Origin of the sequence: Paenibacillus artemisiicola (assembly GCF_017652985.1) — a bacterium.
GTDB lineage: Bacteria > Bacillota > Bacilli > Paenibacillales > Paenibacillaceae > Paenibacillus_Z > Paenibacillus_Z artemisiicola.
Genome location: NZ_JAGGDJ010000001.1, coordinates 1 through 26,202, shown reverse-complemented (window position 1 = coordinate 26,202; position 26,202 = coordinate 1). Strand labels below are relative to the sequence as shown.

At 64.8% G+C, this 26,202-nt stretch carries 27 protein-coding genes; 4 read left to right on the top strand and 23 right to left on the bottom strand.

The features are described from left to right. Positions 1–9 precede the first annotated feature (9 nt). Positions 10–177, top strand: coding sequence for a hypothetical protein (locus I8J29_RS00135; protein ID WP_208845569.1), 168 nt, complete (start codon positions 10–12; stop codon positions 175–177). Here I8J29_RS00135 and I8J29_RS00130 read toward each other — a convergent pair. Beyond that, positions 174–1,280, bottom strand: coding sequence for a Gfo/Idh/MocA family protein (locus tag I8J29_RS00130; RefSeq protein WP_208845568.1), 1,107 nt, complete (start codon positions 1,278–1,280; stop codon positions 174–176). The two genes, I8J29_RS00135 and I8J29_RS00130, sit on opposite strands and share 4 nt — an antisense overlap. Positions 1,281–1,410: 130 nt before the next feature. Beyond that, positions 1,411–2,478 (bottom strand): Gfo/Idh/MocA family protein, encoded by a 1,068-nt coding sequence (locus tag I8J29_RS00125; RefSeq protein ID WP_208845567.1) that lies wholly within the window; start codon positions 2,476–2,478, stop codon positions 1,411–1,413. 281 nt (positions 2,479–2,759) lie between these two features. Between I8J29_RS00125 and I8J29_RS00120 the strand changes: the two genes are divergently transcribed. Next, complete coding sequence (locus I8J29_RS00120) at positions 2,760–2,906, top strand: hypothetical protein (protein ID WP_177221967.1); 147 nt, start codon at positions 2,760–2,762, stop codon at positions 2,904–2,906. A gap of 140 nt (positions 2,907–3,046) precedes the next feature. On the opposite strand, the gene I8J29_RS00115 is transcribed toward I8J29_RS00120, so the two are convergent. From I8J29_RS00115 to I8J29_RS00100, 4 genes are all read right to left on the bottom strand, one after another. Continuing rightward, positions 3,047–4,450 carry an NAD-dependent malic enzyme gene (locus I8J29_RS00115; RefSeq protein WP_208845566.1) on the bottom strand — a complete coding sequence of 468 codons (1,404 nt, stop codon included), beginning with the start codon at positions 4,448–4,450 and terminating at the stop codon, positions 3,047–3,049. A gap of 1 nt (position 4,451) precedes the next feature. Continuing rightward, positions 4,452–5,702: a Glu/Leu/Phe/Val family dehydrogenase gene (locus tag I8J29_RS00110; RefSeq protein WP_208845565.1), complete on the bottom strand. Its 1,251-nt coding sequence runs from the start codon at positions 5,700–5,702 to the stop codon at positions 4,452–4,454. Between the two features lie 237 nt (positions 5,703–5,939). Beyond that, on the bottom strand, positions 5,940–7,514 hold the full coding sequence (pruA, locus tag I8J29_RS00105; RefSeq protein WP_208845564.1) for an L-glutamate gamma-semialdehyde dehydrogenase: 1,575 nt from the start codon (positions 7,512–7,514) through the stop codon (positions 5,940–5,942). A gap of 31 nt (positions 7,515–7,545) precedes the next feature. Continuing rightward, entirely contained in the window at positions 7,546–8,460 is a 915-nt protein-coding gene (locus tag I8J29_RS00100) for a proline dehydrogenase family protein (RefSeq protein WP_208845563.1), read from the bottom strand. Between the two features lie 215 nt (positions 8,461–8,675). Here I8J29_RS00100 and I8J29_RS00095 point away from each other — a divergent pair, with 215 nt between their 5' ends. Beyond that, positions 8,676–10,505: a sigma-54 interaction domain-containing protein gene (locus I8J29_RS00095; protein ID WP_208845562.1), complete on the top strand. Its 1,830-nt coding sequence runs from the start codon at positions 8,676–8,678 to the stop codon at positions 10,503–10,505. 68 nt (positions 10,506–10,573) lie between these two features. On the opposite strand, the gene rocF (I8J29_RS00090) is transcribed toward I8J29_RS00095, so the two are convergent. The 14 genes from rocF (I8J29_RS00090) to I8J29_RS00025 form a co-directional block, all read right to left on the bottom strand. Then, entirely contained in the window at positions 10,574–11,533 is a 960-nt protein-coding gene (rocF, locus tag I8J29_RS00090) for an arginase (RefSeq protein ID WP_208845561.1), read from the bottom strand. A 153-nt stretch (positions 11,534–11,686) separates the two neighbouring features. Continuing rightward, the gene (locus I8J29_RS00085; protein WP_208845560.1) at positions 11,687–12,880 is read right to left on the bottom strand and encodes an ornithine--oxo-acid transaminase; all 1,194 of its coding nucleotides are present in this window, start codon (positions 12,878–12,880) and stop codon (positions 11,687–11,689) included. A gap of 60 nt (positions 12,881–12,940) precedes the next feature. Beyond that, a complete protein-coding gene (rocF, locus tag I8J29_RS00080; protein WP_208845559.1) occupies positions 12,941–13,852 on the bottom strand; it encodes an arginase in 912 nt (303 codons plus the stop codon). A 183-nt stretch (positions 13,853–14,035) separates the two neighbouring features. Continuing rightward, entirely contained in the window at positions 14,036–14,911 is an 876-nt protein-coding gene (locus tag I8J29_RS00075) for a LysR family transcriptional regulator (protein ID WP_208845558.1), read from the bottom strand. A gap of 84 nt (positions 14,912–14,995) precedes the next feature. Beyond that, positions 14,996–15,511 carry a DUF6886 family protein gene (locus tag I8J29_RS00070; protein WP_338112998.1) on the bottom strand — a complete coding sequence of 172 codons (516 nt, stop codon included), beginning with the start codon at positions 15,509–15,511 and terminating at the stop codon, positions 14,996–14,998. A 155-nt stretch (positions 15,512–15,666) separates the two neighbouring features. After that, the gene (locus tag I8J29_RS00065; RefSeq protein WP_090636189.1) at positions 15,667–15,954 is read right to left on the bottom strand and encodes a HesB/YadR/YfhF family protein; all 288 of its coding nucleotides are present in this window, start codon (positions 15,952–15,954) and stop codon (positions 15,667–15,669) included. 93 nt (positions 15,955–16,047) lie between these two features. Continuing rightward, complete coding sequence (locus I8J29_RS00060; RefSeq protein ID WP_208845557.1) at positions 16,048–17,280, bottom strand: D-alanyl-D-alanine carboxypeptidase family protein; 1,233 nt, start codon at positions 17,278–17,280, stop codon at positions 16,048–16,050. Between the two features lie 444 nt (positions 17,281–17,724). Continuing rightward, entirely contained in the window at positions 17,725–18,645 is a 921-nt protein-coding gene (locus I8J29_RS00055) for an aldo/keto reductase (protein ID WP_208846218.1), read from the bottom strand. An 89-nt stretch (positions 18,646–18,734) separates the two neighbouring features. After that, positions 18,735–19,493 (bottom strand): ABC transporter permease, encoded by a 759-nt coding sequence (locus I8J29_RS00050; protein WP_208845556.1) that lies wholly within the window; start codon positions 19,491–19,493, stop codon positions 18,735–18,737. Then, a complete protein-coding gene (locus tag I8J29_RS00045; protein WP_208845555.1) occupies positions 19,490–20,224 on the bottom strand; it encodes an ABC transporter ATP-binding protein in 735 nt (244 codons plus the stop codon). Before I8J29_RS00045 ends, I8J29_RS00050 begins: the two co-directional genes overlap by 4 nt. Before the next feature lie 63 nt (positions 20,225–20,287). Beyond that, positions 20,288–21,085 carry an MBL fold metallo-hydrolase gene (locus I8J29_RS00040; RefSeq protein WP_208845554.1) on the bottom strand — a complete coding sequence of 266 codons (798 nt, stop codon included), beginning with the start codon at positions 21,083–21,085 and terminating at the stop codon, positions 20,288–20,290. Positions 21,086–21,164: 79 nt separating this feature from the next. Further along, positions 21,165–21,521, bottom strand: coding sequence for an ArsR/SmtB family transcription factor (locus I8J29_RS00035; protein ID WP_208845553.1), 357 nt, complete (start codon positions 21,519–21,521; stop codon positions 21,165–21,167). Position 21,522: 1 nt separating this feature from the next. Beyond that, on the bottom strand, positions 21,523–21,945 hold the full coding sequence (locus tag I8J29_RS00030) for an SRPBCC family protein (protein WP_208845552.1): 423 nt from the start codon (positions 21,943–21,945) through the stop codon (positions 21,523–21,525). Positions 21,946–22,083: 138 nt separating this feature from the next. Next, on the bottom strand, positions 22,084–22,236 hold the full coding sequence (locus tag I8J29_RS00025; protein WP_208845551.1) for a hypothetical protein: 153 nt from the start codon (positions 22,234–22,236) through the stop codon (positions 22,084–22,086). A 241-nt stretch (positions 22,237–22,477) separates the two neighbouring features. Here I8J29_RS00025 and I8J29_RS00020 point away from each other — a divergent pair, with 241 nt between their 5' ends. Next, entirely contained in the window at positions 22,478–23,407 is a 930-nt protein-coding gene (locus tag I8J29_RS00020; RefSeq protein ID WP_338112997.1) for a DMT family transporter, read from the top strand. Between the two features lie 133 nt (positions 23,408–23,540). Here I8J29_RS00020 and I8J29_RS00015 read toward each other — a convergent pair whose 3' ends face one another. From I8J29_RS00015 to I8J29_RS00005, 3 genes are all read right to left on the bottom strand, one after another. After that, positions 23,541–24,194 carry a hypothetical protein gene (locus tag I8J29_RS00015; protein WP_208845550.1) on the bottom strand — a complete coding sequence of 218 codons (654 nt, stop codon included), beginning with the start codon at positions 24,192–24,194 and terminating at the stop codon, positions 23,541–23,543. Positions 24,195–24,265: 71 nt separating this feature from the next. Further along, complete coding sequence (locus I8J29_RS00010) at positions 24,266–25,330, bottom strand: M42 family metallopeptidase (protein ID WP_208845549.1); 1,065 nt, start codon at positions 25,328–25,330, stop codon at positions 24,266–24,268. Between the two features lie 68 nt (positions 25,331–25,398). Further along, on the bottom strand, positions 25,399–26,202 hold an 804-nt coding region (locus tag I8J29_RS00005; protein WP_240545795.1), incomplete at its 5' end, for an energy-coupling factor transporter transmembrane component T family protein.

Genomic DNA, 26,202 nt, shown 5'->3' with positions numbered 1-26,202 from the left:
GAAATGGAAATGGAGATGGACATCGAGATCGAAATCGAGATCGAAATCGAAATCGAAATGAAAATTGCTATGAAGTTTCGGGGCTATACCCCGGTTGCTTGGCACGCCGCCTTGCGGGCCGAGCCGGGCGAGCGGCGCCGCGAAGCGCTCCCGCCCTTGCCGGCCGGCGAAGCTTAGCGCATGAACAGCGGATCGCCGTGCAGCGGCGGCAGCGGATGCGGACGGACGAGCTCGCCGCCCCGTTCGTACGATTCGATGACCGCGAACGTGTATTCCAGCACGGCCAGCGCGTCGCGGCCGTTGGCGCGAAGCTGGTCGCGCGGCACGCCCGCCGACACGTCCTCGAGGAACGCGCGCAGCCGGTTGTTGAAAGTGCGGTCGAAGTTCGTCGTGCCGAAGTCCGTCACTTCCGGCTCCGGCTGCTTGCTGATCGCCGGGATGCCCTTCTCGGCGCGCCAGTAAGACACCTTCTCGACGCAGTTCTCGATGCAGAACGTTCCCTTGGAGCCGGCCATCTCGAGGCTCCACCAGCCGCCGAGGCCGTACGCCGCGTCGCCGCGCTGGCTGAGCAGGTAGCCCACGCCGCCGTTCGCGAATTTCATGTGGATGCTGTTGATCGAGACCATGACGTCCCCGGCGCTGCGGCGGAAGCCCGGCCGGTCGGAGAACGTCTGGATGTGCGTGATGTCGCCGCAGAAGTGGCGGATGACGCTGAACGGATGCGTCAGGAACGCTTTCATGTGGAAGTACGGATGGCCCTTCACCTTCGGGCTGCCGGCCAGGCCGTAATTGTCCACCCCGCCGTTGAAGCCCATCTTGGCCATGCAGTACACGAGCTCGCCGATGTCGCCGCCGTCGACGTACTGCTTCGCCTTGGCCGCCGGCTCCGTGAAGTAATGGTTCAGGTTGCAGCCGATGTAGACCTTCTGTTTCTCGGCGAACGCGACGAGCTCGCGCGCTTCGCGGACGTCATGGCAGATCGGCTTCTCGATGAGCACGTGCTTGCCGTAGCCGACCGCTTCCATCGCCGGCTCGAAATGCCAGCTCCCGTTGTCGATGCCGCCCGTCGTGATGTCGACGACCTCGATGTCCGGCTCGTGCTCGATCATGTCCTTCAGGCTGTAGTACGCCTTGACCCCGTATTTCTCGGCGGCCGCGTCGGCGCGCTCCTTCACGACGTCGCACACCGCGACCAGATCCGCCAGCTCCTCCTCTTGATAGCAGGCGGCATGCAAATTCCCGATTCCGTTCAATCCGACCAATCCGATTTTTACCGGCATTATCGTCACTCCCATTCGTGGAATTGGATAAAAGAAGTTCGTTCCTTTTCGAGTCGAGGCATTGCGAGTCGATTCGATCCCTGACCTTCGATCCTAGACCTTCGATCCTTGCCTTCGATTCGGCCCAAAGCTACACGTCATAGACGGCGGCGTCTTCGAGCGGCACCCGCCGGCCTTCCCGCGACGAGACGTACGTCGCCAGCACCATGCGCAGGACCGTCCGGCCTTCCTCCGCCGTCGCGATCGGGCCGCGCTCGCCTCGCAGGAAGGCCGCCAGCGGCTCCGCGAGGCCGCGGATGCGCTCGTAATGGCCCGGCGGCGAGGCGATCTCGCTGTCCGCCCAGGCGTTCGCCGCAGGGTCGAACCGGCGGAGCCCCGCGCCGCCGTCCGGCCTTGGCGCGTTGGCGCTCGGCGCGTCGCCGTAATTCTGCACGACGGTGCCGCGTTCGGCGACGATCTCCGTCGTGTTCTGCGCCGCATGGCACGTGAACGAGCAGCAGATCTCGGCGACGGGGCCGCCGGGATAACGGAAGATCGCGATGCCGTTGTCGCTCGGGATGCGCGGATTGTACAGCGAGGCGATCTCCGCCGTGACGCTCTCCGGCTCGCCGAGCAGCCACAGGATGAAGTCGGCGGCATGCGACGCGTCGTCCGCCCAAATATCGCGGTTGCTGGCCGGATCGACATGCCACGTATCCGCGAAGCCCGCGTTCAAGCCCGCGTTCAAGCCGTGGCGGCGGCGGACCATGAACGCCTGGCCCAAGGTGCCGTCTTTCAGCCATTGCTTCATCTGGACGTTCTGCGGGTCGACCCGCATCTGCCAGGCGAGCGTGAACGGCACGCCGTGCCGCCGGACGGCGTCGACGATCCGGTCCGCTTCGGCCATCGTCAGCGCGATCGGCTTCTGCAGGACGATCGCTTTGCCGGCCGCGGCGGCGAGCTCGGCGAGCTCCGCGTGCCGCGACGTCTCCGCGGCGATCACCACCGCGCGGACGTCTTCCCGCGCGAGCAGCGCCCGCGCGTCCTCGTGCGCCTGCGAGCCGTAGGCGCCGGCCGCCGCCCGAAGGCGCGCCGCGTCGTGATCCCAGCCCGCGACGACGCGGACGCCCAGCTCCGGACGCTTCGTCCATTCCTCGCAATAGGCGTTGACGTGGCCGTGGGCGAAGCCCAGAATGCCGACGCCGATCGTATCGTTCATAGGCAACCTCCGTAGCGTAGTGGCGGGCGAATGAAGCGTTCGTCGCTGCGATCGGCCTCGTGCGGGCCTCATCCGTCCGGGTAGAAAACGTTTTCTTCCCTCATCATAGCGGTCCCTCCGCGGCGTTTCATGGCGGATCGGGACAATGCGTTCTCCGATGCGGACCGTTTTGACGGCGCCGCGCGCCCGGCTGAATGCGCGCTCCGCGCTTTGGGGCATTCTAGAAAGGGCCGGCAGCCGTCGCGCAGGCCGGCTAGTCCGAGGAGTCAGGAGGGAACGACATGGGCCGTCATCAAGTTCCGGGCTTGCCCGGCAAAATGAGAGGCATGCGGGATCGCGACCGTCAAGCGGAGAACGACGTCGCCGGATCCACGGACCGCAACCGCAACCAGAAAGGCCATGTGCCGAACAGTCCGTCCACCGGCTGACCCGCACGATCCGAAGGCAACGCAAAAAACCGCCGTCCTCCCCGCAGGGGAAGGACGGCGGCTTGCTAAGCCGGCACGAACCGCGGCGCCGCGAAGACGACGGTCCGGCCGAAGGCGCATGGGATGCGGTACCGGATGCCCTACCTGAAATCCGGCGGCGTCCGGCGCGCGACGTTGGTCAAGATCGCGGCCTCGATGACCGCCTTGCGTACATACGTCACGACTTTCTCGTTGAAGATGCTCGGAATGATGTATTGATCGTTCAGTTCGTCCGCCGTCACGACGGAGGCGATCGCCCGCGCCGCGGCGAGCTTCATCGGCTCGTTGATCTCGCGCGCCCGGCAGTCGAGCGCCCCGCGGAACAACCCCGGGAACACGAGCACGTTGTTGATCTGGTTCGGGAAATCGCTGCGGCCTGTCGCAAACACCGCGACGTGGGGCAGCGCCTCTTCCGGCGAGATTTCCGGCTCGGGATTGGCCATCGCGAAGACGATCGCGCCCGGCTTCATCCGTTTCACGTCGTCCTGGTTCAGCAGCCGCGCGCGGGAGACGCCGATGAAGACGTCCGCGTCCGCGATCAGCTCCTTCAGCGTGCCGGGTACCGCTTCGACCTGCGGCTGGTCCGCGAGCCACTGCCACATCGGATAAGGGTACGATCCGCCGCGCACGATCGCGCCTTCCCGGTCGATCGGGACAAGGTGGCGAACGCCGGCCCCGAGCAGCATTTTGCAGATCGAGACGCCGGCCGCGCCGATGCCGTTCACGACGACGCGGATGTTCTCCATCCGCTTGCCCACGACCTTGAGCGCGTTGATCAGCCCGGCGATCGTCACGACCGCGGTGCCGTGCTGGTCGTCGTGGAACACGGGAATGTCCAGCTCCGCGTTCAGCCGGGTCTCGATCTCGAAGCAGCGCGGCGAGCCGATGTCCTCGAGGTTGATGCCGCCGAAGATCGGGCTGATCGTCTTGATCGTCCGGATGATCTCTTCCGTGTCCTTCGTGTCCAGGCAGATCGGGAACGCGTCCACGCCCGCAAGCTGCTTGAACAGCATCGCCTTGCCCTCCATGACCGGCGCCGCCGCGTGCGGCCCGATGTCGCCGAGGCCCAGCACCGCCGTGCCGTCCGTGACGACGGCGACCGTGTTGCGCTTGATCGTGAGCGAATACGCCTTGCCGACGTCCTCCGCGATCGCGCGGCACACCTTCGCGACGCCCGGCGTGTATACCTTCGACAGATCGTCCCGGTTCTTGATCGGGAGCGTCGGCTGCACGGTGATCTTGCCGCCGAGATGGACGAGGAACGTCCGGTCGGATACGTTCACGACCTTGATTCCGTCCAAATTGCGCAGGGCCTCGACGACGGCCGTCTCCTTGTTGTCCTGCAGGTCCACGGTGATGTCGCGGGTCGACGCGTCGTGTCCCGGGCGAATGACGTCGATGGACGTGATGTCCCCCCCGGCGCGGCTGATCGTCGCCGCCACGTCGCCGAAGCTGACCTTCCTGTGATCCAGCTCCAGCCGGAAAATAATGCTCGTTTGCGCCATCCTACACCCAGCCTCTCCACCGGACGGCCTCGGCCATCCGTTTAAGTCCGACCATATACGCCGACAGGCGCATGTCGGCTTTCTTCGCGACCGACGCGTCGTGCACGCTGCGGAACGCGTCGACGAGGATCTTGGTCAGCCGGTCGTTCACCTCGTCTTCGGTCCAATAATAGCCCTGATTATTTTGTACCCATTCGAAATACGACACAACCACGCCGCCGGCGCTCGCCAGCACGTCCGGGACGATCATGACGCCGCGCTGCGTCAGGATGTCCGTCGCGCCCGGGGTCGTCGGTCCGTTCGCCGCTTCCACGAGCAGCTTCGCCTTGATCAGATGGGCGTTCTCTTCCGTGATTTGATTCTCGATGGCGGCCGGAATTAGGATATCGCAATCCTGCACCAATAATTCCTGATTGGTGATCCGGTTCGGGAATAAATTGGTGATCGTGCCGAAAGAGTCGCGCCGGTCGAGCAGCGAATCGACGTCGAGCCCGTTCGGATCGTACAGGGCGCCGACCGCGTCCGAGATGCCGACGATCGCCGCGCCGGCGTCGTGCAGGAATTTAGCCAGATAGCTACCAGCATTGCCGAAACCTTGAATAATAATGCGCGCGTTCGCGAGCGGAATGCCGAGCACGCCGGCCGCTTCCTTCAGCACGATCGTGACCCCGCGCGCGGTCGACGATTCGCGGCCGATCGAGCCGCCGAGGACGAGCGGCTTGCCCGTGATGAAGCCCGGGGAATCGAATTCGCGGATGCGGGAATACTCGTCCATCATCCACGCCATGATCTGGGAGTTGGTGAACACGTCGGGGGCCGGGATGTCCTTGGTCGGGCCGACGACTTGGCTGATCGCCCGCACGTAGCCGCGGCTCAGCCGCTCGAGCTCGCCGAACGACATCGTGCGCGGATCGCACCGGATGCCGCCCTTGCCGCCGCCGTACGGCAGGTTCGTAATGCCGCACTTGATGCTCATCCACATCGACAGCGCCTTCACTTCGTCCGCCGTGACGTCCGGATGGAAGCGGACGCCGCCCTTCGTCGGGCCGACCGCGTCGTTATGCTGCGCGCGGTAGCCGGTGAACACCTTGACCTTCCCGTCGTCCATCTTGACCGGAATGCGCACCGTGAGCAGGCGCAGCGGCTCCTTCAGCAGCTCGTAATACGACTCGTCGTAGCCGAGCCTCGCCAGCGCGTCCCCGATGACCTGCCGCGTGCCGCCGAGCACGTCCAACTTCTCCTTGACCAACATATCCGTGATCCCCCTTGTAGGTTCGAACTCGAATTCGGCTTGATCTTCGTCCCGTGCTTGGTCCGTATCGTCATCTCTGTCTGAATCGTCGTCTTGTTCGTTGGCTGGATCCGTCCGCGTCGGTCCGCGTTCGATCTAAGCGATGCCCCGTTAGTCGGCGCCTAACATTGTCAGCGCTTCCATAGCCGGCGCGGAAAAGCGGCCCCCGTGCTTCGTCCGAAGGGCCGCGCGGCTTCCTTACGCTTTACGGGACGTGAGCTTCGCCTGCGTGAAGAGCAGCAGGTAATCGTAGCCGCCGGCTTTGGAATCCGTGCCGGACATGTTGAAGCCGCCGAACGGATGCACGCCGACCAGCGCGCCGGTGCATTTGCGGTTGACGTACAGATTGCCGCAGTGGACGGTCTCCAGCGCTTCGGCGATCCGGTCCTCGTCGGCGGAGAAATACGAGCCGGTGAGACCGAATTCCGTATCGTTGTACATGTCGATCGCTTCGCGCCAGTCCTTCGCCTTGGCGAGCGCCAGCACGGGCCCGAAAATCTCCTCCTGCATGATGCGGGCTTTCGGCGAGACGTCGCCGAACACGGTCGGCTGGATGTAATAGCCGTTGCCCGGCGCTTTGGCACCGCCCGTCAGCAGCGTCCCTTCGCTCTTGCCGATTTCGATGTAATCGAGGATGCGGGCGTACGAGACGTTGTCGATGACGGGGCCCGAGGCGAAATTCAGCTCCGGCAGGCCGATCTGCAGCTGCTCCGTCAGCTTGACGACCCGCTCCGCGACCTCGTCGTAGACGGATTCCACGATGATGGCCCGGGAGCCGGCGGAGCACTTCTGGCCCTGGAAGCCGAACGCCGACGCCGCGATCGCGGCGGCCGCCGCGTCCAGATCGGCCGTCTCGTCGACGACGATGCCGTCCTTGCCGCCCATCTCGGCCACGACGCGCTTGATCCAGATTTGGCCCGGCGCCGTATCCGCCGCCAGCTTGTTGATGCGCAGCCCGACTTCCTTCGAGCCGGTGAAGCTGACGAATCGCGTCTTCGGATGCGTCGTCAGGAAGTCGCCGACCTCGGCGCCGCTGCCCGGAATGTAGTTGATGACGCCGGCGGGTAGGCCGACCTCCTCCATCATCTCGACGAATTTATGGGCGATGACCGGCGTCGTCGAGGCCGGCTTCAGCAGGACGGTGTTGCCCGAGACGATCGCGGCCGTCGTCATGCCGACGCAGATCGCGAGCGGAAAGTTCCACGGCGGGATCACGACCCCGACGCCGAGCGGAATATACGTCAGCCGGTTGTCCTCGCCCGGAATCTTGGCGAGCGGCATCGTCTCGTCGATCGTGCTCAGGCGGATCATTTCGCGGGCGTAAAACTCCATGAAATCGATCGCCTCGGCCGTGTCCACGTCGGCCTCGACGTAGTTCTTGCCGGATTCGAGCAGCATCAGCGCCGAGAATTCGTGCTTCCGCTCGCGCATCAGACGCGCCGCCTTGAAGAGGTATTCGGCCCGTTCGCGCGCCGGCACCTTTTTCCACGTCTCGAACGTCGCGAGCGCGGCCTGCATCGCGCGTTCGGCGACTTCCCGGTCCGCCTTGCTGACGAAGCCGATGACTTCGTCGACGTTCCCCGGGTTGACCGACGTGATCTTCGCTTCCGTCTCGATCTTCTGGCCGCCCACCTTCAGCGGGTAATTGCGCCCCAGCTCGGATTTGACCTTCGCGATCGCTTCCTTCATCGCCTCGACGTTCTCCGGCTTGCCGAAATCCGTGAACGGTTCGTTCGCGTACGGTTTGATCTCGTTGATTGGGGTTGTCGTCATAGCCATTCTCCTCTCCCGCCCGGGAAACTTGTTATTTCAGCATGTTCTTCAGGACGAACCAGACGTTCGCGGGGCGTTCCGCCAGCCGCCGCATGAAATAACCGAACCAGTCGATGCCGTACGGCACGTAAACGCGCACGCGGTAGCCTTCGTCGGCGAGGCGCTTCTGCAGATCTTCCCGAATCCCGTACAGCATCTGGAACTCGAACGCGTCCCGGCCGATGCCGCGTTCTTCGACGAACGCTTTCGCGTAGGAAACGATCGCTTCGTCGTGGCTCGCTATGGCGGCGTAGTTGCCGTTCAAGAGATGCTGCCGGATGATCCGCTTCAGGTTCTCGTCGACGTCCTTCTTCTCGGGAAACGCGACGCTCGGCGATTCCTTGTACGCCCCTTTCACGAGCCGCAGGTTCGCACGAAGCGCGTTCAACTCCCGCACGTCCTGCTCCGTCCGGTACAAATACGCTTGAAGCACGATGCCCACGTTGCCGTATTCCCGCCGCAGCTCGCGGTAAATATCGAGCGTGGCTTGGCAGTGCGCGTAATCCTCCATGTCGATGCGGACGAAATTGCCGTGCATCCGCGCGCGGTTCAGGATGCGCTTCATGTTGGCGACGCAAAGCTCGCGGTCGATGTCGAGGCCGAGCGACGTCATCTTCAGCGACAGGTTCGACCGGACGCCGGAATCCGCGATCGCGTCGAGCGTCCGCAGGCACATGTCCGCGGACTGCTCCGCTTCCTCCGCGCTGTACACGAACTCGCCGAGATGGTCGAGCGTCGCCATCCTTCCCTCGCCGTTCAGCTTGCGCACGGCGTCGATCGCCTGCCGGATCGTCTCGCCTGCGACGAATCGGCCGGCGCCGAAGCGCAGGCCGTATTTCTTGGCCAGGCGATTCACGGAGCGGCTCTTGCCGAGCGTTTGGAACAGGTTTCTCAGAAGCAGGTCCATGCGGCAAACCTCCAGTGGTTTGTACATAGTTGTTCAATTACCGACTCTGATTATACACTCGTTCAGAGATATTGAACATATACCCGTCTAAAATAAATACTTATTCATGGAAGTGAACAATTATACACAATTGCGAAAAACGCGCTTCGTTGAATCCGCACGCCGTTCATGGTAGATTACAGTCATACCTTACATAGATGCGGAGACGAACGAATATGTTCAACGTTGAACAACTTTCCCTGCAGGAATCCTTGACGGCTGCCGGTCCCGTCGCGACGCTCGGCGAGCTGCTCCCGCTTTTGAAACGCGGGGAAGCCGTCGTCGTCCCGGACGGGACGGACGGCGGGACGCGCGCCGCCCTCCTGCTGCCGCGCGACGCGGCTTTCCTGGAGACGGCCTTCTCCGGACGGCCGGCGGAGCCGGCGGCCTCGCTGCTGGCCGATTCGCCATACCTCTCCCGCATCGTACGGCTCGAGCCCGGCCAATCGGCGGCCGACGCCGTCGCGGCCTTGGAGGCCGAACCGACCGGCGGCGGCCGGCCGCTGCTCGTGCGACGCCCGGACGGCAGCTGGGCCGGCTATATCGAGCCGGACGCGCTGCTCGCCTTCGCGCTGGCCGAGAGACGGCGATGGCAGGCCTACTTCGCGACGCTGTCCGATACGGTCACGGACGCGGTCACGGTCGTGGACCGCAACGGCGAGGTCATCTGCTGGAATCCGGCGGCGGAGGATATCTACGACCTGCCCCGCGCGGACATCGTGGGACGGCGCATCGGCGAGCATTTCGAGACGGAAACGCTCATGGTGCTCAAAATCCTCGACGAAGGGCGGCTCATCCGCAATGCCTACCACCGCCCGCGGGAAGGCACGCACGTGCTGATCAGCGCCTCGCCGGTCCGCGGCCCGGAAGGCGAGATCATCGGCGGCATCGCGGCCGAGCAGGACATTACGCAGCTCGTCAAGCTGAACGAGCAGCTCACGTCCGCGCATACCTTCTCCCATCAGCATAAGGCCGCCGATCCCGGCTTGTTCTCGTTCGCGAAAGGACGGGGACTCGCGCTCGGCCGCGTCATGCAATGGGCGAAGAAAGTCGCCGCCGCGGACACGCCGGTGCTGCTGCTCGGCGAAAGCGGAACCGGCAAGGAGCAGCTGGCCCAAATCATCCACGGCTACAGTCCGCGCGCGAAAGAGGCGTTCCTCACCGCGAGCTGCGGCATCGTGCCCGCCGGCCTGCTGGAGACCGAGCTGTTCGGCTTCCGGGGCGGCGCCTTCACCGGCAGCGAAGGCGGCCAGCCGGGCCTGCTGGAGCAGGCCAAGGAAGGCACGCTGTTCATCAACGAAATCGACCGGATGCCGCCCGAGCTGCAGGCGAAGCTGTACGGGTATCTGTCGCGGGAGACGTTCCGGCGCCTCGGCGACAGCCGGCCGATCGCCGCCCGCGCGCGCATCGTCGCCGCGTCGACGGCCGATCTGGACGCGTTGGTGCGGGAAGGCGGCTTCCGCGCGGACCTGTATTACGCGCTGAACGTCGTGTCCGTCGCGCTGCCGCCGCTGCGCGAGCGGCGCGAAGACATTCCCGCGATGCTGCAGATGTACTTGAAGCAATTCTCGCTGCAGTACCAAAAGCCGCTTCCGGCGCTGTCGCCGGAAGTCATGCTCGCCTTCGCGAACTACGACTGGCCGGGCAATATTCTGGAGCTGCGCAACGTCGTCGAGCGCTGCGTCATCCTGTGCGACGGCGACCTCATCGCGATGGAGCAGCTCCCTCCGGCGCTGCAGGCGCGTCAGCCGAGCCTCGAGGCGGAGCCGGCCGCCGTCGCGGATCCCGGTCCGCCGCCTGTCGTCGGGGCCGCCGCCGACGCCGCGGACGGCATCGCCGACGCGGAACTCAAGCCGCTCAAGGCGAGCGCCGGACCGTCGGAGGAGCTGCGGCTCATCCGCGACGCGCTCGCCCGGACGGCCGGCAACAAGAGCGCCGCCGCCAAGCGGCTCGGCATCTCCCGCGGCACGCTGTACAACAAGCTCAAGGAGCTCGGCCTCGAATAGCCGCCGTCATGACAACAGCCGCTGCGCGCGCGATTCTCGGATCGCGACGGCGCAGCGGCTGTCGTTGTTTAAAGGATTCGTTTGCCCAGCAGGGAAGCGATCAGGCCGACCGCCAGCCGGGACGTGCGCCGGCTCTCGTCGAGCAGCGGGTTGACCTCCACCACGTCGATGGACGCCACGCGCCCCGTCTCCGCCAGCAGCTCGCAGGCGAAGTGCGCTTCCCGGTACGTCAGGCCCCCGGGCACCTGCAGCGCGACGCCGGGCGCCTCGAGCGGGTCGAGGCAATCCGCGGAGAAGCTGACGTGGATGCCGTCGGTGCCGTCCCCGGCGATGTCGACCGCCCGGCGGACGACTTCCTCGATGCCCATCCGGTCGACTTCGTGCATCGTGAAGACGGCGATGCCTTCGGCGCGGATGAGCGCCCGCTCCTCCGGCTCGACGTCCCGCACGCCGATGAGCACGACGCGCCGCTTGTCGGCGGCGGGGCCGTCCAGCCCGTCCGCGAAGTCCCGCGCGTCCGGCTTCGCGAGGCCGAGCGCCGAGGCCAAGGCCATGCCGCCGACGCCGCCCGTCGGGCTCGCCGCCTCCGTGTTCAGCCCGGCATGCGCGTCGAAATAGATGACGCCCGCGCGTTTCCCGGCGGCGGCCAGTCCCGCCAGCACGCCGATCGTCACGCTGCGGTCGCCGCCGAGTACGAGCGGCAGCTCGCCCCGGCCCGCGGCCCCCGCGACTTCGGACGCGACCCGCCGGCCCGTATCCAGCACCTCGGGCAGGTGCTTGGCCGCGCCGCTCCGGGTTCCGTCCGCGGACGCGCCCGCGTCGTTGCCGCCCTCGATATTCGCCTCCGACGTCACGGCGAACGCGGTCTTGCGCAGCTGCCGGAGCAGCCCGGCCTGCAGCATCGATTCCGGCGCCGCCTCGCTGCCCGGCCTGCCGGCGCCCAAGCCGAACGGGACTTGGATCAGGCTCAGCTTCTTCGTCGATTCCGTCTCGCGCTTCGTATCCGTCTCCTGCTTGGTATCCGCCATTGCGCTTACGCCACCTCTCACGCTAATTTAGTCGTCTTGCGCTCGCGTTTCCTTCGCGAACGGCATCTTTGTGACCGGTACCTTCGTGGCCGGTACCTTCGCGACCGGTATCTTCGCGGCTCGCCTACCGCTATTCTACCTCCGCAGCGCCATTCAGTCGAACAGCCGCGCGATCCGCGCGAACGCCCAGTCGAGCTGCTCCTTCGAGATCGTGAGCGGCGGCGCGAACCGGATCGTCGTCTCGTGCGTTTCCTTGCACAAGAGGCCCAGCGCCTTCAGCCGCTCGCAATACGGCCGGGCCTCGCCATGCAGCTCGAGACCGATGAACAGCCCGCGTCCGCGGACCTCCTTGATCGCCGGGCTGGCGATGCCGCGCAGCAAGTCTAAGAAATACGTACCCAACTCGCCCGAGCGCTTAACCAGCGCCTCGTCCTCCAGCACGTCCAGCGCCGCGATCGCGACCGCGCAGCCGAGCGGATTGCCGCCGAACGTCGATCCGTGCGAGCCCGGCTCGAACACGCCGAGCACCGCCGCGTCCGCCGCGACCGCCGAGATCGGGAACACGCCGCCGCCGAGCGCTTTGCCCAGGACGTACATGTCCGGGACGACGTCCTCCCAATCGCACGCGAAAAGCCGGCCCGTGCGGCCGAAGCCCGTCTGGATCTCGTCGGCGACGAGCAGCACCTGATTCGCGCGGCACAGCTCGCTCGCCGCCTTCAAATACCCGGCCGGCGGCAGGACGATGCCGGCCTCGCCCTGGATCGGCTCCGCGAGGAACGCCGCCGTATTCGGCGTGATCGCCGCCTTCAACGCCTCGAGGTCGCCGTAGGGCACGATCCGGAAGCCCGGCGTGAACGGCCCGAAGCCGCGTTTATACTCGTCGGAGGAAGAGAACGACGTCACGGTGACCGTCCGCCCGTGGAAATTGCCGTCGCAGACGATGATTTCCGCTTCGCCCGCCGGCACGCCCTTCACGTCGTACGCCCAGCGGCGAACCGCCTTGACCGCCGTCTCGACCGCCTCCGCGCCCGTGTTCATCGGCAGGATCATGTCTTTGCCCGTCAGGCGGCTCAGCTTCTCGTAAAATTCGCCCAGCCGCTCGTTGTGGAACGCGCGCGACGTCAGCGTGACCTTGTCGGCCTGCTCCTTCAACGCCGCGACGATGCGCGGATGGCGATGGCCGTGGTTCAGCGCGGAGTAGGCGCTCAGCATATCCATGTAGCGGTTGCCTTCGGGATCCTCGACCCATACGCCCTCCGCTTTCGCGATGACGATCGGCAGCGGGTGATAATTGCGCGCGCCGAATCGTTCCGTTTGATCGATGATGCGGGTTGTCGCGTTCGTCATGCCGTCACGCTCCTTCCGGCTCTGTCGGTTTTTTCTTCGTCCGGCCGGCGCCGGCCGGCTTTACAGGATGCGTTCGCCGAACGCCGAGCCGATCAGCTCCACCGCCGCCACGGCCGTCTTGTTATGGTGGTCCAGCATCGGATTCACTTCCACGACTTCCGCCGAGACGAGCAGCTGGCGCTCATAGAGCAGCTCCATCGCGAAATGGCACTCGCGGTACGACATGCCGCCGGTGACCGGCGTGCCGACCCCCGGCGCGTCCCCCGGATCCATGCTGTCGAGATCGAGGCTCAGATGCACGCCGTCCGTGCCGTCCGCGACGATGGCCATGGCGTCTTCCATGACCTGCTTCATGCCGTGCTTGTCGATGTCGTGCATCGTGAACACTTTCACGCCCTTCTCCTTCAGGAACGCCCGTTCGCCGGGGTCGACGGACCGCGCGCCGATGATGACGACGTTCTCCGGCCGGAGCTTCGCGTCCGTTCCGCCGATGGAGACGAGATCGGGATGGCCGTAGCCGAGAACGGCCGCGAGCGACATCCCGTGGATATTGCCCGACGCCGTCGTCGCCTCCGTGTTCACGTCGGTATGCGCGTCGAACCAGATGACGCCGAGCCGCTTCACGCGCGACAGCACGCCTTTGATCGTGCCGATCGCGATGCTGTGGTCGCCCCCCAGGACGAGCGGGAACCGCCCCTTGCCCATGTGGTCCGCGACGGCGGCGTACAGCTCCTTGTTGACCCGCGCGATCTCGGCCAAATATTTCAGCTTCTCGCCCGGCGCCGGAGGCTGCAGCGTCCGGTCGACCCGCAGGTCGCCCGCGTCTTCGACGGCGTAGCCGAGCGCGTGCAGCCGTTCGTGAAGGTTAGCTCCCCGAATCGCGTCCGGCCCCAAATCCACGCCTTTGCGGTCCGCGCCATAATGCAGCGGTACGCCGATTACCGTGATGTCCGTTTTCTTTACCGCGTTCATATGCAGCACTCCTTCTCCAACCTGTCGGTATCCTTAATTGTAGCATAGCGATTTTTGCGTAAAAAATTGAATAATCCAATGATTACGATTAGAAAACGCAATGATGGCGGAAATCCCCCGCGCGGCGCCGAAAAACCCCGCCGGCCGAAGCCGACGGGGGCAGCGTCTCGCGAAAAATCCGCGTCAGTCCCATTCTTTCCATATCCGCTGGACGATTTCCGCGAAGGAACGAATGTTTTGTTCCGCGATCCTTTTCTTGAGAATGACCATATTCGTCTCGATCTTGCGCGGAAACCGGTGAATCTCCGCCAGCGCGCCCTTGCGCAGCTCCTCCTCGACGAGCGCCGCGCCGAGCAGCGCCGTGCCGGTGTTGTAGAGCACCGTGCGCTTGATCGTCTCGTCCGAGACGCATTCGATGTATTTGTCCGGCGCGAAGCCGTAGTCGTTCAGGCATTCGTTCACGAGCCGCTGGATATTGGAGCCGGACTTGTACGTAATGAAGGGGTACGTCTCCAGCAAGTCGGACAGCTCGTGCCGCTCCAAGAGCTCCCGCGTCGTCACGAGGACGAGATCCTCCCGCCCGAGCGGCACGGTCTCCATCTGCGGCGACTTGCACGGCCCGGCGATAATGGCCAGGTCCGCCTCGTTCGCGGCGACCTTCTTCATGGCGTCGTTGCTGTCGCAGGAGAACAGCTGCAGCTTGACCTCCGGATTCTCGGCAATGTACGAGTGCAGAATCAGCGATAAGTAGTGGGTGCAGTAAAATTCGGGCGCCGCCACGGTCAGGAGTCCGTGCGGATGCTCCAGCTTGCGAAGCTCGGCCTCCATCTCCTCCATCAGCGCGAACGTCTGGTCCACGTAATGCTTGACCAGCTTGCCGGCCGGGGTCAAAAACGTCTTCTTGCCGCTGCGGCCGAGCAGCGTCACGCCGAGTTCCTGCTCGAGCGACTGCAGCTGGAGGCTGATCGTCGGCTGCGAATAGCCGAGCCGGGCGGCGGCGCGCGTCAGGTTGAGCGTGTCCGCGACGACCTGAAACGTCTTGTATTTCTTGAAATCCATGCTGCTTCACGTCCTTGCCGGCTTCATGGAACCATTATAGAGGGCATCGTCCCCCGGAGCAAGGTCGGCCGGCCGCTCGCCGGTTCACGGTTCGGGCCGCGCGTTGGCCATGCGGATCATCGAGAAGTTCACCGTCGACGCCGGCAGCGCCTCCTTCAGCGGATGCAGCGACGGCGTGACGCGGACCTCGACGCCCGCGGCCGCCAGCAGGCCGAGGCAGTCGTCCAGCCGTTCCACCGACGCCGGCTCGACCTCATGGCGCGCGACGTAATAGCCCGCGTTCCCGTCGTACGATTCGAACGGACCGGGCTCGAACGCGTAGCGGTACAGCTTCGCGTCCCGGATCCGGTCCAGCCAGCCGGCCTCCACGGCGACGATATGGCTCGCGCGGGAGAAGCCGAAGAACCGCTCCCGGTCCTCGGCGGTCGTCTCCGCCTCCGTCCAAAAGCAAACCCGAGGGCAGTCCCTCGGGAAGTAATAGTTGCACGCGCGGCGCTCGTCGATCGCCCATACCATGGCGGGCTCGTGCAGCCGGTAGGGCAGCTGCCGCGGGACGAAACGCTGAATGTCGGGATTTTCGCTGAAATGGTACAGCTTCACGTCCGTCGCTCCGTTTCTGGGGCTGCTTAGCTTCTAGCGCCGATTTAAGTATTCGCCGGTCGAGTATTCGATTCGGGCAACGCGTTAGCCGTCTTTTTCGAGTTCATTTGATGCGCAGCCCAAGTTTCGAGTTCCGTCTTTCATCGCGTTCCGTTTCATTCGATATCCATCGAGATGTCGTCTTCCTGCTCCATGAACCGGATGATCAGCTCGCGCTCCTCCAGAAACCACAGATTGTCCGACTCCATATAGAACGTGATGCCTTCCACGACGTCCTTGATTCCCGGGTCCCGGGGGATGTCCTTCATCACGCCGAGCGAATAGCCCGGTTGAACGCTGCCGCTGCCGCCAAGCCTGACGAAAATGCGCAAATGATCGCCGTCCGACAAATCCATTTCCCTGATATACCAACGTGCGGCCGACTGTTCCACCGATAGTTTCATCGCTACCATCTCCTCGTTTTGGATACGGTTACATGCTATATATACGCCGTCTGCACCCGTTTTACCTCTGCTTGGAAACATTTTCGACAGTTGCTAGAAGCTGCGCTCGCGCTCCAGCCGGTGACGTTTCGCGCGGATGGCGGCGATCAGGGCGAGATAGACGAGCATGCCGACCCATACGACGAAAATTTCCGCTTTTTTGGCCGATCCCGGCTCCCGCGCGCGCTTTCCGCCATCGTCCTCGCGCAGCTCCGCCGCCTTGACCGCGGGGTAGCGCGCCGCGATCGCCGCGAGCGACGGAACCGCGGGCCGCAGCCGGCCGGCCGCGGCGACGCCGAGCGACGTCCGCACGCGCACTTCGCCGTCCGGCAAGACGGATACCGCCGGCGTCTCGCCCCTCGGCACCACCGCGTACAGCGGTCCGGTCCGGACGAATTCCGCGCCGGCCGCGAGCGGATAAGCGGGATTCGCCGCCGTTACTTGCTGCAGCGCGAAACGGTCGAACCCGTAATCGAGCAGCTTCGTCATGTCCTTGTACAACAGCGACTTCGTCGGCGATTTCAGCAGCACGCCGATCAGCTCCATGCCGCCTCGCTTCGCCGACGTGACGAGCGTGAAGCCGGCGTCGCCCGTGTAGCCGTTCTTGACGCCCGTCGTCCCTTCGTACCGGCCGAGCATTTCGTTATGGTTGATCAGCTCCGACTTCCATTCTTCACCGTTCCAGGGCATGCGCTTCGTGCCGACGATCGTGCGGAACAGCTCGTTTTGCATCGCGTAGCGCGCGATCTTCGCCATGTCCATCGCCGTGGTGTACTGCCGCGGGTCCGGCAGCCCGCTCGGATTGACGAAATGCGTGTTCGCCGCGCCGGCCTTGTCCTTCGCGAACGCGTTCATCCGCTCCGCGAACTTCGCCTTCGAGCCGTCGACGTACTCGGCGATGGCCGTCGCCGCGTCGTTGCCGGAGTTCATGAGCATGCCGTACAGCAAATTCAGCAGCGGCAGCTTCTCGCCTTCCGCCAAATAAACGCGCGTTCCGTCTTCGCCGCGCGCTTCCTTCGACACCGTGACGGTCGCCGCCAAATCCGATACATCCTCGATGGCGATTATGCCCGTGACGATCTTCGTGATGCTGGCCGGATATTCTTGCTCGTCCGGATTGCGCGCGTACAAGACGGTTCCCGTCTTGGCGTCGATCAGCACGGCCGCTTCGGAAGCCAGCTCGGGCCGCGCGTCGTCCGCCGTCTCCGCGCGGACCGGACTTGCCCAGCCGAACGAAGCCAGAACCAGGAGCGCCGCCAGCCGGCGTTTCCACACAAGAGCCTTCATGTACCGTCATCCAACCTCCCCGCGTCTCGTAAATTGCCTGGTAACTACTAAACTACCACTGCGAACGGGGGGCAGCAAACATTATTTTGCGGCCGCCGAATGAAAGGATTTTCCTGCCGCTCCCGCGCGCCGGAGCCGGCTCCGCAGCTTCGCCGCGGCTCCGTTCAAGCCCGAATCGCCGGCCGCTCCGGGTCAAGGCGCGATGCTTCCGGTTTTCGTTCCCGGCTCGGGCGACGCGGCACGATCTAGATCCGGCCTCCATCCCGCCTCCGTTGCCGCGAAAACAAAAAAACCGTTCCCCTCGGGGAACGGTTTTCCGGCGTTGGCAGCGTGCGTTGCGGCTCGGTGAACGCCGGCGATTCCTTGCGATGCAAGCGCTGCAAGCGGCGCGAATTCGCGCAACGCAACTACACGGTGCGCCCGACGCTTCGCGCTGCGATAGGATCAGCGATTCACGTCTTGCGGATGGCCGTCCTCCAGCAGTTCGACCACGCTGGCGTTGGAGCTGACCTGCTCCGGGCTCTTGCAGCCCGGAATGACGGCCGTGACGGCCGGATGCTTCAGACACCAGGCGAGCGCCCAAGCCGCCATGCCGACGCCCTGCGGCACCTCTTCCGCCGCGATGCGCTGCACTTCTTCCAGCTTCTTGACGGTGCTCTCGCGGTCGTGCCGATGGCGGACGTCGGTCTTGTCGAAGACGGCGTCCGGCTTGTACTTGCCGCTCAAATACCCGCTCGCGAGCGGAACGCGCGCCAGCACGCCGAGGTCTTGGCGGATGCAGGACGGGAACACGGCCTCCTCCGGCACTTGATCCAGCCGGTTATACACGACCTGGATGACCTCGGAACCGACCCGCGTCGACGCGTCCGTCTGATGGACATTGGCATTGCTGCCGATGGACGTGCCGAGATGACGGATTTTGCCGGCTTGCTTCTGTTCGTTCAGCACCGCCCACAGCTCGTCGTTGTCGAAGACCGCGTCCGGGCCGGAATGGAACTGGTACAGGTCGACGTAATCCGTCTTGAGCGCCTTCAGCGACGCGTCCAGCTGGCGGACGACGTCCGCGGCCGAGAAATCGTCGGTCCGCGTGAACCGCTCGTGAAAATGATGGCCGAACTTCGTCGCCACGATCCAGTCCTCGCGCTTGCGGCGGGACAAGTAGTCGCCGATCAGCGATTCCGACAGATGGTCGCCGTAGCATTCCGCCGTATCGATCAGGTTGATGCCGAGCTCGGCGGCCCGGTCCAGGATCGCGTCGGCTTCGGCTTGCGCGAACTGCTGTCCCCATTCGCCGCCGAACTGCCACGTGCCGACGCCGATGACGGACACCTCGAGTTCCGTCCGGCCCAATTTCCGATAGTTCATCATGTATCGCTCCTCTCGATTATGCAGCAGCTTGTCTCGCGTGAAGCAGGCGATTTCGCCTATGAGGCGGCAGCTCCGCGCCGGCCGCGCTAATCGCGCGCCGGCAGGCTGAGCCGCATGCCCTTCGTAAACCACAGCTTATAGCTCAGCAGGCTGAGCAGGATGCTCGTGACGGCGGCCGACGACGTGAAGGCGAACACGATCAGGATCTGGTACCGGACCGCCTGAAGCGGATCGGCGCCGGCGATGATCATGCCCGTCATCATGCCGGGCAGCTGGACGATGCCGACGGTCTTCATGCCGTCGATCGTCGGAATCATGCTCGCCTTGACCGCGCGCTGCAGGCTGAGCTGGATCGCCTGCCGCGCGCTGGCGCCGAGCGCGAGCAGCGTCTCGATCTCGCCGCGCGACGCCTCGACGTCGCGCTTCATCTGATTCAAATACAAGCCCGCGACGACCATCGCGTTGCCGATCGTCATGCCGCTGATGGAGATGATGTACTGCGGCGTATCGTCGATGATGCCGAGCCCGAGCAGCAGCAGCATGATCATCGCCTCCGTGGCCGCGATCGAGACGGCGACGCGCATCAGGATGCCGCGCAGTCCCCGGCCGCGCCGGGAAGCGTGCCAGGCCGCGACCGCGATCATCACGGCGACGACGAGGACGAGCAGCAGCGGCTGCCGCGTCCGGAACAAATATTGCAGGACGAGTCCGACCGCGAGCAGCTGCGCGGCGGCGCGGACCGTCCCGATCAGGATGTCGCGCTCCAAGCCCAGCTTCTGCCGCATGGAGACGAAGACGGTGATGCCGACGAAGAGCAGCGTGAACGCGAGCGCCGTCAGGCTCATGGCGGAACCGCCTCCGTCCCGCCCCGCTTGAGGAACCGCTCCGCCGCTTCCGACGGCGGCTCGCGGAAGAAGGCTTCCGCCTCCGAGTCGGCCAGCCCGCCGCCGGCCAGGAACCAGACCCGCGAACCGACGCGGCGCGCCTGCTCCAGATCGTGCGTCACCCAGACCAGCGTCGTCCGCTCCGCCGCCAGCGCGTCCGCGAGCAGCCCTTCCACGGCCAGCTTGCTGTGTTCGTCGAGCGAAGCCGTCGCCTCGTCGAGCAGCAGGACGGCCGGGCGGGCCATCAAGGACCGGACGAGCGCGACGCGCTGCTTCTCGCCGCCCGACAGCTCGGCCGCGTCCTTCTCCCAGTCCGTCGCCGCCAAGCCCGCCGCGTCCATCAGCTTCGCCGCGCGGTCCCGATCGAACGGCGCGCCGTGCAGCCGGCTGAACGCGCCGACGTTATGCGCGATCGTGCCGGGCAGCATGACGGCCTGCTGGGCCACGTACGCGGCCCGCCGCCGCCATGCCTGGGGATGCCAGACGGCGGCCGGCTTCCCGTCCAGCCGCACTTCCCCGCCGCTCGGCTCGTCCAGCAGCGCGAGCAGGCGAAGCAGCGTGCTCTTGCCTTGGCCGGACGGCGCCAGCAGCGCGACCGATTGAGGCTCTTCGATGTCGGCCGAGACGTCCGCGAACAGCGTGCGGCCGCCGGGGAGCGACTTGGTCAAGGCCGTGAAAGACAGGATGCTCATCTCGCGATCGCCTCCAATGTCTTCCTAGTGTATCCGATGTCCCGGCGGGCAACCGCGCGGCCTTCAAATCTCGTTCGTCTTGACGTAGACCCACACTTCCCCGGGTTGGAAGATATGATATTTTTGCCCGCGAAACCGGTTGAACAGCTCGCCGACGAAGCCGACGATGCCTTCGCTGTTGTTCATGTACAGGTCGAAATGCAGCGGCACGACGTAATCCATGCCGATGTCGGCCGCGAGATCGGCCGCCTCGCGCGCGTTCATGTTGCCGTCGATGTTGCGCCGGTTGCGGAACAGGTCCCTCCCGTTGATCGGCAGCATGCCGATATCGATCCGGAACGGCTTCAAGGCGGAGACGAGCGCCTCGTCGACGAGCGTGTCGCCGGCGTGGTAGATCGTAATGCCGTCCCAGTCGAACAGGTACCCCAGGAAGCGGTCCCGGCCTTCGGCGTCCACGATGCGCTTCTCGTGCCACGCCGGCATCGGATGCACGGTCAAGCCGCCCCCGCACGGGAACGCCTCGCCGTGCCGAAGGCTGACGACGCGCTCCGCGGGAATGCCCTTCTCGACCAGGATGCGGGCGCAGACGTCCGGACCGGCGAACGTGCAGCCGGGCGACGCCTCCGCGATGGCGCGCAGCGTGACCGCATCCAAATGATCGCCGTGCTCGTGGGTGACGAGCACCAGGTTCAAGTCGGTCAGGTCGCGGGCATCGACCGGCGGCGGATAAGCGCGGACCCACTCGGTCGGCGGCCCGCCGGGCGCATCCGGCGTCAGGAACGGGTCGACGGCCAGCTTGAAGCCGTTGCGGCTCAGGATGACGCCGACTTGTCCGATGTATTGAATGGCAGCGGATAACATGGAACATTCCTCCTTTTCGTCCTATGTAAAGGGTACCAGAAAAACCCGTGGTCCGAAACCACGGGTTTTCGCGGGCCGATCAACGTCCGTCCGGCGTCGGAGGCTCCGCCCCGTCGTCCGCCTCGACCAGGCGCTGCAGCGCGGACAGCTTGTTTTCCCAATACCGCTCGTAATACCGCAGCCAATTGCGGAGCTCCTGCAGCGGCTCCGGCTCCAGCCGGTAGCGCGTCTCGCGCCCGACCTTCCGCTCCTTGACGAGCCCGGCCTCGGACAGAATGCGCAGATGCTTCGACACCGCCGTGCGCGTCATCGGAAAATGGCCCGTGATCGCCGCGATCGGCATCTCCCGGTCGACGAGCAGCTTCAGCACCTCGCGCCTCGTCGGATCGGCGATGGCCTGGAACACGTCGTGCTTGCCGGACGGCTGCGCCGGCATGTCAAGCCTCGACGACGGCGCCGAGCTTGGCCACGATGCCGACCCAGCCTTGGCCCATGCGTTCCCGCACCGCCGCGTGCGGCAGGTTGAATTCGGTCATGCCGTCCTCGCGCCAGCCGGCATGGACGAGCGTGCAGGCGGTCCGGTCATTGCCCCGGTCCTCGAGCAGAATCGTGATCGTCCACTCCGTTCCCCATTGGAACGCGATGCGCGACGGCGGCTCGATCTCCTTGACGATGCACCGCTGCCTGCCGAACGGGCCGGCGTCGATATGAAATTCATGGCCGACGACGGGCGCGAAATCGTTCGGCATGAACCAGGCGCCCAGTCCTTCCGACGTGGATATGGCGCGCCATACTTTCTCGATCGGCGCGTTGAAGACCTGCGTCACGCGCACGTCCGGAAGCGCGTTTGGCGTATCCATGCTTGATTCCTCCTCCGATGCTTTCGTATCTGATGGGTTCGTGCTTGCGGTCCAAGCCCGCTATGAAAAAAAGCGAACCCTTTCGGTTTCGCTTTTCAGTATAGGACACCTTCGGCCCGGTTACAAGCGAACCGGCCGTTACTTGGTGCGATCTCCGTTATCCTTTTCCTTGTCCATGCCATGGTCTTCCCATCGCCGGGAATACGCTTTGTTGGTCACCCAGATCGTGATCCACGTCACAAGCACCGCGATGATGGCCGCGGACACCCACACCCCTGTCGGAACGCCCATTTTGTCTAGTCTCCCCTTCGACAGCCCGTCTTGCCGGAGCTGTCCGTCTTTTCAGAAAAATGATAACAGACTTCGCCATGCGGCACAAATGACAACATTATGACGAATCCTTGGCCCGTCCTTGCGCGGTCCGCCGAAACGCGCTTCTTCTCTTGCCTGGACAAGCCCGGAGGTGCATAATGAAGGGTGCCGAGCGCCGTTCGATTCTTATTAAAGCAAAGCCGCAGAAAGGACCATCATCGTGCAGTCATCTACGCAATCCGCCCAACCCGCGATCTCGCCGGCCATCCCGCTGCTCGTCGGCATGCTCGCCATTTCTTTCGCGCCCATCCTCGTCCGCGCCTCGGACGCTCCCGTCTCCGTGCAGGGCATGTACCGGATGCTCTTTACGTTCCTGATCATGCTCCCGTTCGGCGGCAAGCAGCTGAAGACGCTGACCGCGATCGGGCGGAAAGACTGGCTGCTGCTGATTGCGGCCGGCTTCTTCCTGGCGCTTCATTTTCTGCTGTGGATGGCTTCGCTCACCTATACGTCGATCGCCAGCTCCACCATTCTGCTCGCCCTGGAGCCGGTCTTCGTCATGGTCGGCGCGTTCTTCGTGTTTAAGGACCGGCCGTCCAAATTCGCCGTCGCCGGCATGCTCGTGGCGCTCGTCGGGGCGATCAGCATCGGCTCCGGGGACGTCGGGCTGTCGCAGCGCGCGTTTTTCGGCGATCTGCTCTCGTTCCTCGGCGCGCTGGCGGTCGCCGTCAACATGCTGATCGCGAAACAAATCATGCGCCGGCTCCCGTCGTACCTGTACAGCCTCATCGTGTTCGGCATTACCGCGGCCTGCTTCGCGGGCTACAACGTCGCCCTGGGCATTCCCATGACCGGCTATCCCGCCAAGGAATGGCTCGTGTTCGCGCTCCTGGCCGTCGTGCCGACCGTGTTCGGGCATATGATTTTCAATTGGCTGCTCAAATATGTAAAACCGACGACCATCTCCATGACGGTGCTCGCCGAGCCCGTCGGCGCCAGCCTGCTCGCCATGCTGCTGTTCCGCGAAATGGTCACCGGCTTCCAGCTGTTCGGCGGCCTGCTGATCATCGTCGGCCTCGTCCTGTACATGCGCGCGGAGAAGCAGGAAGCCGCCGCGGTAGCCGCGCCGGCCGATCCATTGCAAGCGTAGGCCGAACGATAATCCGAACTCGCCCCTTTGAGACAATAGAAGGCACGAACAAGGGACGAAAAAAAACGAAAACGGGAACGAAAAAAGCCTGATCGCTCAGGCTTTTTTCTATGTCCGCTTGTCGGCGGCGCGATTAGGCTTCCAGTCCGTGCTCTTCGCGGATGCGGTACAAGCCTTGGATCATCGGCTCGGCCGGATCGCGGTTCAGCAGGAAGTGCGCGATCAGCACGTGCAGCGGAAGCGCGCAGATATTGTTGCCGTCCGTGATGCCCGTGAACCCGGCTTCCAGCACCGGCCCATGCTCCTCGTGCAGATCCAGGTCGACGTAGACCTGCTCGTCCGGGAACTCTTCGCGAAGCGTCTTGGCGCAGTACGGCACGATGACGTTGTCGATCAGCGCCTTGGCTTCGTCTTCCGATTGCGGCGGCATCGGCAGCAGCTTGTCCTTGCCTTCGTTGCCGTCCATCAGCTCGAAGAAGAAGGAAGACATCCACAGCGCCGGATCTTCGTTGTTTTGGAAGGTGTGCAGCAGCTCGCGCATGAAGAAGCCCGTCGCGTATTTGCCGCCGTCCTTCGTTTCGATTTTGAAGGTGAAAATCGGTCCGTATACCTCGTGGTTCAACACTTGCCCGTCCACTTGTTCGTCTTCGAACTTGAAGCGGAGCGCTTTCAAGCCGTTCTCGTGCAGGGCTTGAACGACCTGCCGGAATTCGGCCTCCGAAACGTTACCTTGTTCCTGCGTATCCTGCGTTTCGTTGGAATTGGATACGTTGTTTTCTGTCGTCATGTCGAATCACCCACTATTCATCATATAATGTCGGTTTCGCGCTTGTCCACTTGTAATTTTACGGCGAACGCTCAGGCGCGGGGCTCGAACAAATACGCCGCCAGCAGCGCGGCCGTGTTCGCGACGGCGTCCGCGTGCGTCCGCTCCATGCCGTGCGACGCGTGCACGCCCGGGCCGATCAGCGCCGCCCGGATATCGCTGCCGCCCCGGAGCGCCGCGGAGGCGTCGGAGCCGTAGTGCGGATACACGTCGACCGCGTGCGGAATTCCTTCGCGCTTCGCGAGCGCGATCAGCGCCGAGGTCATCGCGTAGTCGTACGGGCCGGACGAATCCTTCGCGCAGATGGACACGTCGTACTCCGTCGCGGACAGGTCGTCGCCGAGCGCGCCCATGTCGACGGCGATCATCTCCGTAATGTCCGCCGGGATATGCGAGCTGCCGTGGCCGACTTCCTCGTACGTCGATATGATGATCTTCACGTCGCGCTCCGGCGTCCGGCCTTCGCGCTTCATCCATTCCAGCAGCGCGAACAGCGCCGCGACGCTCGCCTTGTCGTCGAGATGGCGCGACTTGACGAGCCCGTTCGGCAGCAGCCGCGCCCGCGGGTCCCACGAGATGAAGTCGCCGACGCCGATGCCGAGCTTCAGCACGTCTTCCTTGTTCTTGACCGGCTCGTCGATGCGGACCTCCATGTTCGCTTCGTCCCGCTTCAGATCGCGGGCATCGGCGTAGACGTGGACGGAGGGCTTCGTCGTCAGCACGGTGCCTTCGTAAGCGCGGCCGTCCCGCGTGTGCACGAGGCAGTATTCGCCTTCCACCGTCGCCATCGCGTAGCCGCCGACCGGCGTCATCCGCAGCATCCCGGACGGTTTGACCGACCGGACCATGGCGCCGAGCGTATCGACGTGCGCGGTCAGCGCGACCGCGCCGTCCCCGCCGGGATTCGCGCCGGGAATCGCGATGATGCCGTTGCCTTTCGGCGTGCGGGTCATCGCATAACCGAGCTTGGACGCTTCCGCTTCGATCAGCTTCATGATCGCGTCGCAGAAGCCGCTCGGGCTCGGGGTGTTCAGCAGCCTTTCAAGTAATGCCAACATATAAGTGCGGTCGAGATTCGGTTGCAGCGGCTGCGTCATCGAATCGGAACCCTCCCTTCGAAACCTTCTAGCCTATCATAGCCCATTCCGGGCGAAATTCCTATTTTTCAAAGCCAAATCAGCGCGCAAGCGGCCGCGCCGCCGAGCACGAGAACCGTATCGCGCAGGCGCCAGGCCTCGGCGGCCAGCAGCGTCGGATGCGCCTGCGCGCCGACGCCGCGGCTCTTGAGCGCGTCGGTCACGGCGTCGCCCAGCCGGAACAGCGACAGCATGAACGGCAGCGCCGTCTCGACGATCCGCCGCACGCCGCCGCGCAGGAAGCCGCCCGTCCGCTTGCCGCGCGCCGCGGCGATCCGCGCGAACCGCTCCCATTCCGCGAGCAGCACGGGCACGAAACGCAGCAGCAGCGTGATCGTCAGCAGCAGCTTCGTCCCCCATGCCGGCATCCGGCCGAAGCGGGCGAACAGCTGCTCCAGCGCGCGACGAAGCCGGAGCGGCGTCACGGCGATCGGCAGGCCGAAGCCGAGCAGCATGACGATCAAGGGCCGGACAAGCGACTGGAACGTCGCGAGCGCCGCGGCGGATTGCCACGGGCCGGCGCTTGCGACCGTCCCGGCTCCGGCGGTTCCGGCGGCGCCGCCGAAGCCGGCGAACAGCGACACGGCGACCGTGAACGTCGCGATCGCCTTGATCGCGCCTTTCCAGCGCCGGAGCGGAATGCGGCCGAAACAGATGGCCGCCGCCGCCAGCGCCGCGGACGCGCCGATGGCGGTCCAGCCCCGCGCGTTCAAGATCGCGGTCGAGACGAGGATGTACGTCAGCCAGACCGCGCGCGCGTCGAAGCGCGCGATCGGCGACGCGTCGTCCGCGCCCGGCCGGACCCGGAACGGCCGCCGCGCGGGCTCGGATGC